Genomic DNA, 12,664 nt, shown 5'->3' with positions numbered 1-12,664 from the left:
TCTTTCAGCCGCTCAACGCCCTGCGGCCGTGGCTTCCGTGTCAGCCGACGCGGCCGTCACCACTTCCCCGATGCGCGCCTCGAGCATCGTCAGCGCGCTCCCCAATCCCGCGAGCACGTCGTCAGGCAAGGCGGCCATCGTGTCGTGCAGGAACGCATTGCGATTCGGCAGACTCGTTTCGATTGCGGCGCGGCCTTCGTCCGTGAGCTTTACGTTCGTGATGCGGTTATCGCGCTCGTCCATGCTGCGCGCGATCCAGCCCATTGCTTCCAGCGACTTCAGCTGACGCGTCAGCGCGCCCGGATCGACGCGCAAGCGCTCGACCAGCTTCTTTTGCGACGATTCGCCCGCCTGTTCGTACAGCGCGAGCAGAATGCGCCAGCGCGGCAACGGATGTCCGACGCGCGTTTCGAACGCGGACATGAACGCGCGATACGTGCGGCCGAACTGTTGAAGGATAGCGACGCGGTCCTGTTCTTCCATGATCTTTCTAATTCCGAAGCGCTGAAACACAGGTCAATCGACGTGGACGACCGGCTCGATCTGCTTGCGCAGCCTGACGGGCGGAACGCGTCGGCTTTGCCAGACCGCAAACACGGCGACCAGCGCGCCCAGCGCGAGACCCATATGGATCGCGCCGACCAGCGATTCGCGCGCCGACTCCAGCAGCACGGCGCCGTTGTGCCCCGCGTGCGCGAGTTCATTCAACAGCGTGTGCTGTCCATCGCGATTGACGAGAATCTGCGGATCGCCGAGATTGGCGAACCACTGGCTCGCGTGCTCGGCGTCGAGTGCATTGCGCACGCCGCTCGCGTACATATGCGTGACGAGCGTGCCCGTCAGCGCCGTGCCGATCATGCCGCCGATCATCCGCAGCGATTGCAGCAGCGCCGTCGCAATGCCGAGATGCTCGCGGCCCGCCGTCTGCTGCGCGAACACGGTGAGATTCGGCAGCACGAAACCGAGGCCGAGGCCGCCGAGCGTCATGAACAGCATCAGCAGCCAGTGCGGCATCGAGCGCGTGGCGACCACCACGCCGAGCGACGCTGCGGCGAACAGCGCAAACCCGATGTACAGCATCACGTTCGGATTCGGAATGCGCGACACGACGCGCCCGTTCGCGATGCTGCCAATCGTGATGAACACGACGAGCGGCGTGATCACAAGGCCCGCCTCGTTCGGCATCATGCCGAAGCCGCCCTGAAACAGCAGCGGCGCGTAGAACAGCAGCGAGAACATCGCGAAGCCACCCAGCACGGCCAGAATGAAGAGCGCGGAAAGGCTCCGGTTGCGGAACATGTCGATGGGAAGAATCGCTTGCGGGAAGCGCTTTTCCCACTGCCACAGCGCAATCGCGCTTGCGACGCTGATCGCCAGCAACGCAACGGCCGACGCCGTCACGCCATGCTTCGGCAGAAGCTCGACGAAGAGCTGCAAGCTGCCGAGCGACAGCGCGATCAACAGCGCGCCCGGCCAGTCGAGCCGCATCTTGCCTTCGTGCACGACATGCCGCAGATGCGGCAGATACCGCCATACGAAGAACAGTGACAGCAGGCCGACGGGCAGGTTCACGTAGAACACCGAACGCCAGCCGTAGTACTGCGTCAGAAAACCGCCGAGCGACGGACCCACGGCGTTTGCGATGCCGAATGCAGAACTCATCAGCACCTGCCAGCGCAGGCGGACGACGGAATCAGGGAACAGATCGGGAATGCACGCGAATGCGGTACCGACCAGCATGCCGCCGCCGATGCCCTGCAGGCCGCGCGCGATCACGAGAAACAGCATGTCGTGCGCCGCGCCGCATAGCACCGAGGCCGCCGTGAACACGACGATTGACGCAATGACGAACGGCTTGCGCCCGTAGTAGTCGCCGAGGCGCCCGAAAATCGGCACGGTGATCACCGAGGTCAGCAGATAGGACGTCGCGACCCATGCGTAAAGCTCGAACCCTTTCAGGTCGGCGACGATCGTGGGCAGCGCAGTGCCGACTACCGTCTGGTCGAGCGCGACGAGCATCGACACGAAAGAGACACCGAGCATCGCCAGCAACGATTCCCGGAACGGTAAAACTTGCCCACTCGAATGATGGGCGGCAGTGTGTACGGCCATTTTTGATGGTGCAACTGTTGACGAGTCAACGATACTGAATCATACCACGCTGAACGGTTCTAATCCTGCGTGCTTCGGCGTGCTGTTTTCGCCCGGAATGCGTAAGAAAATCGCCATCAGACGAAGTCAGGGAGATTCATGAATACAGTCACGCTTGCCGCCACACCGCTTTCCACCGACGACCTGGCGGCTCTGCGCCGCGCGAAGCACGAACTCGAAAGCCCCGCGTTGGCGATGAAACTGGCGGGCATCGTCGGGGCGCCGCTGGAAAAATTGATCGCGCGCATGCCGTCGATGGCCAGCGACAAGGTCAACGACGCGACGCAACTCGCACTGCGCAAGTGTCTGCAGATCGCGCTCCGCACACTCGGACGACCGGTCGGCAGCGCGCCGCCCGGCGTCAGCGAACGGCCGAGCAATCTGCTGCACAAGTTCGCCGTCGCGACGACGGGCGCCGCGGGCGGCGCATTTGGACTGCTCGCGCTGCCCGTCGAACTGCCCGTCACGACGACGCTGATGTTCCGTTCGATCTGCGATGTCGCGCGCAGCGAGGGCGAGGATTTGACGTCGATCGATACGCAACTGCAATGTCTGACAGTGCTCGGCATGGGCGGCACGTCGAAAGCCGATGACGACGCCGACTACGGCTACTTCATCATGCGCGGCGCGCTGGCGCAGGCGGTGTCGAAGGCATCGTCGGAGATCGCGACGAAGGGATTCACGACGCACGGCTCGGCGGCTCTTTTGCGTCTCATGAATACGATCGCGTCGCGCTTCTCGGTGCAGGTCAGCGAGCAGATCGCGGCCAAGTCGATTCCGGCGATCGGCGCGGTGCTCGGCGCGATGGTGAACACCGTCTTCATCGATCACTTCCAGCAGGTCGCGCACGGTCACTTCACCGTGCGCAGGCTGGAGCGCCAGTACGGCTCGGAGGCCGTCCAGGCGGCCTATCAGGCAATCGACGTTTCGCTGGACGGCTGAACGTTGCCCGGCACGCTCGTCACGCGCCGGACGAAACGGGCTGCGAGATCGAGCGAGCGGCCCGCCTCCGGGATGAACGGCACCCATAGCTGCCATACGTGCGGCATCTTGCGCCAGATTTCGAAGTCGACATCGACGCCCGCCGCGCGCGCCTTGTCCGCGACGCGGCGTGAATCGTCGAGCAGGACTTCCGTGCTACTCACCTGCATGAAGAGCGGCGGCAAGCCGCTCAGGTCCGCGTAGAGCGGCGAAGCGTACGGATGCGTCGCGGGCGTGTCGCCCAGATAAAGCTTTGCAGCGCGCGCGACGGACGGACCATGGAACATCGGATCGATGCCGTCGTTCGTTTCCAGCGACGCGCCTGTCGCGGCCAGATCGGTCCACGGCGAAAACAGGATCGCGCCCGCGGGCAGCGAATCACCGGCATCGCGCAACGCGACGAGGGTCGCAAGCGCAAGTCCGCCGCCCGCCGAATCGCCCGCGATCACGATCGATTCCGGCTTCGTCCCTTCTGCGAGCAGATGTCGATACGCGGCGAGCGCATCGTCGAGCGCGGCAGGAAACGGGTGTTCCGGCGCGAGCCGGTAATCGAGCGAGAAGACGCGCGCATTGCCGCGCGTGGCAAGACCGAAGGAAGCAGCGCGATGTGTCTGCGGCGAGCAGAAGTAGTAACCGCCGCCATGCAGGTACAGGATCGCCGCCGCGTGCTGGCCGTCGACGCGTGTGAGCCATTCGCCGCGCAAAGGCCAGTCCTGCTCGCGATATCGTTCGTGCAACGTCCATCCGGGCGGCACGCGCGGCGTATAAGCGCGCTTCGCGGTCATCTTGCGCGCGCGTTCGGCGTTGATCGTCGGATACCGCGTCTGAGGATGAAACTGACGGCGCAGAAACCAGCACGCCAAGGCGCTTTGCCAACTCATCGGAATGGTCTCCATCGACGGTTAAGCGCCATGGTACGTCGCTTTTGGCTGACTTCCGTCGAAGGAGACTCGAAGGCGGGTTTTATCGGCGCCGCAAATGGGCGCGCGCCGTTTGAAAAATGCGAACGCCGGAAACGCTGTGGACTGTTCTAGCGAACGAGTCCGTTCAATTCGCCGGCAGGAGCTGGCCGCGAATTTCGCCCGATGGATTCTGCGCCGTGTGAACGTTGAAATACCACTGTCCCGCCATCAGGTCCGTGACCTGCTGTTCAGTCAGCGTCGCGGAACCTTTGATCGGACTGGCCAACGCGTTCTTGTCGATAGGCACCTGCACCTTCGCGTTCTGACCGACGGGCGCTGGACCATGGAAGTGCGCCATCGTCACGGGACCCGACAAGCCCTCGTAAGTCGCCGTCCATTTGAGGATCTTAGTCGAGGTATCGAAAGCGGCATCCAATGCGCCGTGCCCATGGCTCACGCGCGGCGGCACTTCGCTCGACGGTTCGAGGTCGGCCTTCAATTCGACCGTATCCGCAAGCGCAACACCCGACGCCAGCGCCCACAGCACAGCTACCAAGCTCAGCTTTCGAATTGCAGTCATTGTTTTCTCCGAGTCTTTGCACGCGGCATCGGCGCATCGGCATGACGGCCGATGCGATGCCGCACGTAGCGCCAGCACATACTAGTGCAAATCGGAGCACCGCGTGTGACTCACACGCAGCAACGTAAAGCCTTGCGAAAGAGGAGGAAATGAGACCTTAGGCAAGCAGCGCAGCCTGCGCTTCGATGCCGTCGAGCATCGCATTGCACATACGCGCCAGGGCGATACCTTCGCTGCGCAGCGTCTCCGGCGGCGCGATCGTCAACTGCCGACGATAGTGTTCCAGCGCGCGAAGCAACGCCGGATACTGCAAAACGCCAACGGCGCCAGCGACACGATGATGCCATTGCCGCAGCTCCGCGACATCCGGCTCATGCAGCAGCGCCGGCAACGCGCGCATATCGTCGCGCACCGCGGACACGAACGCATCGAGCAACGACTTCACCGTCGACTCGCTGCCCCAGACCTGGGTCAACTGGCTGAGATCGACGGGGACGAACGTCATGCTGTCGGGGTTCTCGGGCTGCGCGTCGGCAACGGGAACGCCCGGCGCCTCGCCGGGCGTGCCGGTACGCGAGCTGTCCGCGCCGAACCAGCGGCTCAGGTAGTCGCGCAACGTGGCGAGCCGCGTCGGCTTGATGAGGCAATCGTCCATGCCGGCGTCGCGGCACGCCTTCAGATCTTCGGGCGCGGTGTTCGCCGTGATGCCGAGAATCGGCAGCCGCGCGCCCGTCAACGCCTCCTTCTCGCGAACCGCTCGCGCGAGTTCGTAGCCGGACATTCGCGGCATGTGGCAGTCGGTAATGAGGAAGCCGTACGGTGTCGAACCGAGCGCTTCGAGGGCTTCGGCACCATCGTTGACGACATCGCATGCAAAGCCGAGCAGCGCCAGTTGGTGGCGGATCAGCTCCTGGTTCACAGGATGATCCTCGGCGACGAGCACGAGACGACCGCTTGCGATCGCGCGTTCCCGATCCGGCGGCGCAACGACGCCCGCCTCCGCGTCGCCAGGCTGACGCGCCGGCGTGGGCGACAGCTCCGTCAGCGCCGCGGCGCACGCCGCGCTCAGGCCGCGCCACGAGATCGGATTGATGCTCACGCGCACTGCGTTGTCGACGATCCGGTAGCCCGTCGGCTTGGGCATCTCGGTCAAGACGACGACCTTCGCGCCGGACTGCCCGACGGCTGCGGGCACTTCGACGCCGACGTCGACGAAAATCAGATCGACGCCGCGCAGCGCATGCGGATTGGTTAGTTCATCGCGTGCCGGATCTGCGCAACGCAAATCGAGGCCGAGCGCCGCGCCGAAGTGGATCAGCCCCTTCGCGACGGCCGCGTCGGCTGTCGCAACGATCCCGCGCTTGCCGCGCAATCCGCCCGCCGCGTAGTGCTCCGTTTCGAGCGGCATCAGCAACCGCAGTTTCATGTGCGTGCCTTTGCCTTGTGTACTGGACAACGTGAGCGTGCCGCCCATCAACGCAACCAGTTTCCGGCAGATCGTGAGGCCGAGGCCCGTGCCGCCGAAGCGCCGCGTGGTCGACGATTCCGCCTGCACGAACGGCTCGAACAGCCGCGCCTGCACTTCGGGCGCGATGCCGATACCCGTATCGTCGACGGTGATCTCGACCGTCTGCCCGGCGTCGCTCTGCTCGACTACTACGACGCGCACGTCGACCTCGCCCTGCGGCGTAAACTTGATCGCGTTGCCGAGCAGATTGAACAGGATTTGTCGCAGACGCACACTGTCGCCGCGCAGCGTCGCGGCCACCTGCGGCTCGATATCGACGCGCACTTTCAGGCCTTTCTCATGTGCGCGCCCTGCCAGCAAGCCAACTGCCGTGTCGACAAGATCGCGCAAGTCGATCGGCTCCGATTCGATGGTCAGCCGTCCCGCTTCGATCTTCGAGTAATCGAGCAGGTCATCGAGAATTTGCAGCAGCGCGCCCGCCGACTCGTGAATCATGCGGAGCATCTCGCCCTGATCGGCTTCGAGCCGTGTGCGCTCCAGCACTTCGACGAGCCCGAGCACGCCGTTCATCGGCGTACGGATTTCGTGGCTCATCATCGCAAGGAAGTCGTCCTTCGCGCGCGAGGCGGCCTCGGCCAGGTCGCGCGCGTGCGCCAGTTCATCGGCCCGCAACCGCTCGATGCTCGCGTCGACCCAATAGCCGCTCCAGACGGTCGCGCCCGACGGCTCGAGGCGCGGCACGAGTTCAGCGCGGACCCAGCGCTGCTCCGTCGGCCCGTCGATCCGGAATTCCAGGTGCACGGGTGCCAACAATTCCGCCGAGCGTTCGAGTTCCGAGACGACAACCGGCCGGTCATCCACGCAGATGGTGGCGAAATCGAGCGCGCCCGTGCGCATCAGCGCCGCGCTGTCGTAGCCGAGCAGATGCTTCGTATCGCCGCCGACGTAGGGGAACGTGTATTTGCCATCGAGCCCGCGGCGCAACTGGAACACCACGGCTGGCAGAGACGCCGTCACGTCGACGAGACGCCGCTGCGTTTCGCTCGCAAGCATTTCGGCGCGGCGAATGTCTGTGATGTCGACGACCGTGCCCAGCACACAGGAAGGCGTACCGTCGGCTCCGTTGCAAACGCGCACGCAGAACAGGCCATGCCGCGTATCGCCGTTGGGGTCTTCGAATTCGAGTTCGATCTGCGTAGGTATCCCGCTCGCCAGCGCGTCATGCGTCAGCTGTTCGAGACGCACGCTGTTGTCCTCACCCCACGCGCGGACGTCGGCGCTCGTGCGGGCCACGACCGCGTTGCGTCTGAGCCCGGTCGCTTCCTCGTAGGCACGATTGACGGCGATGTAGCGCCCGCGCAAATCCTTCGCGACAAACGGATACGGCATCATCTCCATCATCGTTTGCTGGAAGTTCAGTTGCGATTCGAGTTCGTGCTCCGTGCGTTCGCGCCGCGTGACTTCGCGCTGCAACATCACGTACGCCCGCAGCGTCACCAGCAGCACGACGCCGATACCGATCAGCACCGGCAAAAGTCTCAGCGCGGTCACGCTCCAGCCGCGCTGCGCGCGGACGTCGCCCGTCACCCACTTCTGACGGATACGCTGCCGCTCCCCCGCGGGCATCGCGAGCAATGCGCGGTCGATCAGCCCGCCCAGCGGCGCGAGGTCCAGACGGACCGCGAAGCCCACCGCGTCCGGTTCGCGTACCGTGCCGACGATCTTCAGCACACCAGCATATTGCTGCGTGAGCGCGGCATCGATTTCGGCTACATTGCCGACCAGCGCATCGGCGCGTCCGGCGGCGAGCGCCTTCAAAGCCTCGTCCAGCCTGGCGGTAACGGTCACGCGCGCCGCCGACACACCATACAGGTGAAACGGCACCGAACCCTGGGTATGCGCCGACACCATCACACGGCGCGACGAGAAATCGTTGAGACTGCGCGCGGCCGGTTCGTTTTCGCGCGCCACGATCACGAGCGGATAGATTTCATATGCTTGACTGAAGGCAGCTTGCGACAGTCGCGGATCGTTGCGCGTGGCGGTGGCGAGCACCGCGACCTTGCCACGGCCGAAGTCGGCAAGCGTCGCGAACCAGTCCTTCGCTGGCGCGCGATGGAAGGTGATGCCAAGCGTGCGGCCCAGATAGTCGAGGTAGTCGGCGGCGACGCCGGACGGTCTGCCCATTTCATCAAGCGTGCTGAATGGAGCCCAGTCGCTGTCGAAGCCAACCGACAACGGCGGCAGCGACTGAAGCCATACCTGCTCTTCGCGGCTCAGCAAGAGATTGGGCACCGCCGAGGCAGGCCGTGCGTCGAAGCCGCCGCCGAGCCAGCGCGCCCGAATGGCGGCTTCGTCTTCTGGTTGAATCGCTGCGAGTCCATGGTCCAGCTTGTCTCGCAGAGCGCTCCTCGCAACAGGCACCGCGAAGCGCATTTCACTGAACTGACCGGTTTCCTCGAATGCAACGCTCAGGCTGCGAAATTCGGAATCGGCAAGGTAATGCCGCACGGCAGGAGTGAAGCCGAAGTAAACGTCGTCGCCGCCCTGTTTGATCGCCCGCAACGCGGATGAGGTGTCGGCGAAGGAATCGATCCGGGCGTGCGGAAATCGCTCACGCAACACCGAGCTGAGTGCAAAGCCGCGTTCGACTGCGACACGCGCGTTCTGGACCTGCGTCTGGCCAGACAACACCAGCGCATTGCTGGCAAGCGTCACAGCGGAAGTCGAACCGCGAAAGTAAGGCACCGAGAACGACAGGCAATGCTCACGCTCCGGTGTGCGAGCGATGCTCATCAGCACGTCGACCCGGTTCGAACATGCCGCCGCGAGCAGTTGCTCCATATCTGGAAACGCTTTCGGCTCGATCTTCGTGTCCGGTCCGACAACCGCGTGCAGATAGTCGACGCTCAGGCCGGCGAGCTTGCCCTCCTGAAACATCTCGAATGGCGCCCAGCCGTTTGCGAGCACGCCGACAACCAGCCTCGATGGGAACGCGAGCGGATCGCGTGCGGATGCAGCGTTTGCCGGTTGGCTGCACAGCATCGACAACAACGCGAGGCTGCTCGCGAGCGCCCGGCAGATGCGGATCAACGTGGCGCCGAATGTGAAGCCGGAGAGCGAACGGGTGGAAGCGCACGACCAAAGCATGGTTACGCACTCACGCCGACTCGCCGTGCCCGTCCCCGCGCGAAGAAGGCGCAAGCGCATCGTGCGGATAACGGAGCAGATACGAATGCAGCAGGCCTGCGAGCACGCCACCCGCCAGCGGCGCCGCCCAGAACAGCCACAACTGGTCGAGCGCCCAATCGCCGACGAAGAGCGCCGGCCCCGTCGAACGCGCGGGATTGAGCGACGCATTGGTCACAGGTGTCGCGACGATGTAGCTCAACGCCAGCCACACGCCTGTTATCAGTGGACCAAGCAATCTCGCCGCCCTGCCGTCCGGGGTCAGCATGCGCGCCGTGACGAACGCGAAGGACATCGCGAGTTCGACGGCCAAAGCGGAGTGGAGTTGAAAGTCGGCGGGAGAATGATCGCCGTATCCGTTCGCGCCAAACTCGCTAGCCGCAAGTGCGAAGCCGGGCCGGCCGCCTGCAATATAGGCAAGCAACGCGGCGCCAGCGATCGCGCCGAGAACCTGCGCGGCAATATACGGAGCGAGATCGCGAACAGAAAAACGCTGAGCCGTCACGAAGCCGACCGTGACGGCGGGATTGAAGTGAGCACCTGAGAAACGCCCGAACACATAGGTCGCCATAGCCAACGCGAATCCAAATGCGAGCGGCACGACCAGCATGTTGCTGCCTTGCGCGCCCGCATTGAGCACGGCCGTGCCGCAACCCACGAATACGAGCCACGCCGTTCCGGCACCCTCGACGATCAACCGCTTCCCCAGCCCTGACATGCATCCTCCCGTAACTGCGCCACCCGATAAGTGCACGGGCTAGTCTCATTGATGCGCTCGGTGTCGATTGATTTGCATGGCGAATCAATGGCGTGGCGCCAAGCCCCGATAATCGGGGACAACAGAGAATTGTTTGCCTAGCTGAATAAAGGCGGAATCGGACAACTCCGAAAAGCGGTGGCACATCACAGGGCGCGCGACGCTCACGAAAAAATGCGCTCACGTGAGCCCGATCTGGCAGGCGTAGTCGATGACGTCGGCTTCCGTTTCCAGCCCCAACTTGCGCATCGCGTTCCGCTTTTGCGTGCTGATCGTCTTGGCGCTGCGGTTGAGCCTGACGGCAATCTGACCGATCGTCATGCCGCTTACGTACATCGTGAACACTTTCCACTCGCGTGCACTTATGACACCCACCCTGGGCTGAGGCGTGCCGGCCTGCGCGATCGCGGTGCGGGCGTGATCGGACAGATAGCCCTGCCCGGTCAGTGCGGCGTCGATTGCATGGACGAGCGACGACGTGATGTCGCGCTTGTCGACGACGGCCGCAACGCCATGCTGTAGCAGTCCCACCAGGATGGACGCCTGATGGATCATGGTGAGCACCACGATGGGCAACTGTGGTGCGTGATACAACAGACGCCTCAGAAACTGGATCGCATTGCTCTCGCCGTCGATACCCGGCATGCCGATATCCGAGACGACGACGTCACACGCGCACGAATCGAGCAAAACGGCGAGTCCTTGCGTATCGGACGCCTCGCCGACTATCGACACATGCGTGATCTGATTGAGCAAAAACCGAATGCCATCGCGCACACAGGCGTGGTCATCGGCCACGATGACGCGAATCTTGTTTTCCATCTTTTTGTATTCTTGTTAGTCGACCGCCGTCGCATATGGCGCTTCCCCTCGGACGGTCGCTTTGCCACGTTCGCAATGCCAGTGCGTCAGGCTCTTGCGGCCATCCGTCCTTCGGCGCCTGATTGGTCGCCCGGCACGAGACCATGCTCGACCGCAAACCTGAACAGATCGGCATCGCTTTGCAGCGACAGCTTGCGCATCGCCGTGCATTTCTGAGCGCTGATTGTCTTGACGCTTCGTCCGAGCCTCAGCGCGATCTCGGTCACACCGCGTCCCGACGCGTAGTGCGTCAGCACTTCGAGCTCGCGTCTCGATAGAACCTGTCGTACATAGTCAATGCGGCGCGACAGCGTGGCTTCGGCCAGCAGCGCACGAATCGCGGGACCGACATAGCATTCGCGCGCCAGCGCCGTAACGATTGCCACGTGAATGAGGTCGATGCGATCGCGCTTGCTGATCACGGCACCCACGCCAAGCCCGATCACTTTTTGCAGCACCTCGGCCGCGACCTCCATGGTCAATACGACGACGACCACATCGGGATGACGCTCCCTGAACTGACGGACCATTTCGACACCATCGCCATGCGAGCCGCCCGCCATATACAGATCCATGACGACGAGATCACATTTGACGCGCTGCGCCTCGGCGAACAGTTCGGATGAATCTGTTGCTTTGCCCACCAGTTCGATGTTCGGAAAGCCCGACATCAAGTTCTCCATCGCGAGCAGGACCAGCGGATGATCGTCGGCGATGATGGTGCGGATCGGCAGTGTCACGTCCTTTCTGATGTTCACGACGTGGGTCCCTCCTGTGCTCTAGCTTGGTATCGTGTGGTAGGCGCTATGCCCGCGAGAATCAGACATTCAACTGCACGCAGACATAAGAGTTCTCTGAAAGTGACGATTCAAATAATTGATTAGCAGTCCGTGATACGCCTTTGTACAAGACCATATGCACGCACGAACGCGAAGAGTCCGGGGTCGTTGCTGACGCCGAGCTTCGCCATCGCATCGCGCTTCTGCCGGCTGACCGTCCTCACATCGCGTCCGAGTTCGCGAGCGATCTCCGAGATCGACTTGCCGCGCACGAACATCCGGATGACTTCCGCCTGACGCGGCGACAGATGGCGCATCGGCGACATGCCGAGCGGCTCGCCGCTCGCATCCGCTAGTGTTTGCAGGATCGACCGGCTGACATAAGAGCGACTCATGCCGGCTGCGCGGATGGCCGACGCGAGTTCGTCCATGGATTCGCTCTTGTTGAGCATGCCGATTACACCGTCCGACATGATCGAGCGGAGAATGGCGGCGTTGGTCAGACTCGTCAGCACGACTATGCGCACTTCCGGCCAGCGCGTGCGGACACGCCGGATGAGTCGCAGCCCGTCGTCGGAGTCGCCGGACGAATCGGGCATGGTCAGGTCCGTTACGAGCACATCGCATGGCGTCTTCTCCATCAATTGCACGAGTGACGAAGGATTCGTCGCCTCACCGACGACAGTGAAGCCTCCTCGCGCCATCAGGGTGGCCCGGATACCGAGCAGAACAAACGGGTGATCGTCTGCCAGCATGACTCGAAGGTTCACTGTTGCCCGCCTTGCCCTGTTATTGGTTTATATCTGTCAGCGCCGAAACGCCCATTTCAAGGTAACGTCGAAACGGGCCCGCTTTACGGCAACGCTTGTGACATATAACGAATCGTGTTCCGACAAACAGAATCAAAACATCCGCAGGGAAAATGGAATATCAGAGAGTTCCGAATCAATGTCTGATTCAAAGATAATTTGAAAATTTCGTTGAGAATTACCGCTT

Annotated in this window: 10 protein-coding genes; 1 reads left to right on the top strand and 9 read right to left on the bottom strand. The window is 63.1% G+C overall.

Annotation, left to right across the window (positions count from 1 at the left end; translation table 11 throughout):
• Positions 1-12: 12 nt before the first annotated feature.
• Together AB4Y32_RS02125 and AB4Y32_RS02120 are read right to left on the bottom strand one after the other, a co-directional pair.
• Positions 13-483: a MarR family winged helix-turn-helix transcriptional regulator gene (locus tag AB4Y32_RS02125; protein ID WP_342932419.1), complete on the bottom strand. Its 471-nt coding sequence runs from the start codon at positions 481-483 to the stop codon at positions 13-15.
• A gap of 33 nt (positions 484-516) precedes the next feature.
• A complete protein-coding gene (locus AB4Y32_RS02120; RefSeq protein ID WP_368719746.1) occupies positions 517-2,112 on the bottom strand; it encodes an MFS transporter in 1,596 nt (531 codons plus the stop codon).
• Between the two features lie 138 nt (positions 2,113-2,250).
• Between AB4Y32_RS02120 and AB4Y32_RS02115 the strand changes: the two genes are divergently transcribed.
• The gene (locus AB4Y32_RS02115) at positions 2,251-3,093 is read left to right on the top strand and encodes an EcsC family protein (protein WP_368719745.1); all 843 of its coding nucleotides are present in this window, start codon (positions 2,251-2,253) and stop codon (positions 3,091-3,093) included.
• On the opposite strand, the gene AB4Y32_RS02110 is transcribed toward AB4Y32_RS02115, so the two are convergent.
• From AB4Y32_RS02110 to AB4Y32_RS02080, 7 genes are all read right to left on the bottom strand, one after another.
• Positions 3,063-4,013 (bottom strand): alpha/beta hydrolase, encoded by a 951-nt coding sequence (locus AB4Y32_RS02110; RefSeq protein ID WP_368719744.1) that lies wholly within the window; start codon positions 4,011-4,013, stop codon positions 3,063-3,065. The two genes, AB4Y32_RS02115 and AB4Y32_RS02110, sit on opposite strands and share 31 nt — an antisense overlap.
• A gap of 166 nt (positions 4,014-4,179) precedes the next feature.
• Positions 4,180-4,614, bottom strand: a complete 435-nt coding sequence (locus AB4Y32_RS02105; protein ID WP_368719743.1) for a CHRD domain-containing protein — start codon at positions 4,612-4,614, stop codon at positions 4,180-4,182.
• 157 nt (positions 4,615-4,771) lie between these two features.
• A complete protein-coding gene (locus AB4Y32_RS02100; protein WP_368719742.1) occupies positions 4,772-9,232 on the bottom strand; it encodes an ATP-binding protein in 4,461 nt (1,486 codons plus the stop codon).
• A gap of 10 nt (positions 9,233-9,242) precedes the next feature.
• Positions 9,243-9,989 (bottom strand): aquaporin, encoded by a 747-nt coding sequence (locus AB4Y32_RS02095; RefSeq protein WP_368719741.1) that lies wholly within the window; start codon positions 9,987-9,989, stop codon positions 9,243-9,245.
• 219 nt (positions 9,990-10,208) lie between these two features.
• Positions 10,209-10,850 carry a response regulator gene (locus AB4Y32_RS02090; RefSeq protein WP_368719740.1) on the bottom strand — a complete coding sequence of 214 codons (642 nt, stop codon included), beginning with the start codon at positions 10,848-10,850 and terminating at the stop codon, positions 10,209-10,211.
• An 86-nt stretch (positions 10,851-10,936) separates the two neighbouring features.
• Positions 10,937-11,647: a response regulator gene (locus tag AB4Y32_RS02085; protein WP_368719739.1), complete on the bottom strand. Its 711-nt coding sequence runs from the start codon at positions 11,645-11,647 to the stop codon at positions 10,937-10,939.
• A 122-nt stretch (positions 11,648-11,769) separates the two neighbouring features.
• Complete coding sequence (locus AB4Y32_RS02080; protein ID WP_368719990.1) at positions 11,770-12,423, bottom strand: response regulator; 654 nt, start codon at positions 12,421-12,423, stop codon at positions 11,770-11,772.
• Positions 12,424-12,664 lie beyond the last annotated feature (241 nt).

This window comes from Paraburkholderia phymatum, assembly GCF_040965635.1.
In the GTDB taxonomy this organism is placed as follows: domain Bacteria; phylum Pseudomonadota; class Gammaproteobacteria; order Burkholderiales; family Burkholderiaceae; genus Paraburkholderia; species Paraburkholderia phymatum_B.
This window is presented reverse-complemented; position numbering and strand designations above follow the sequence as displayed.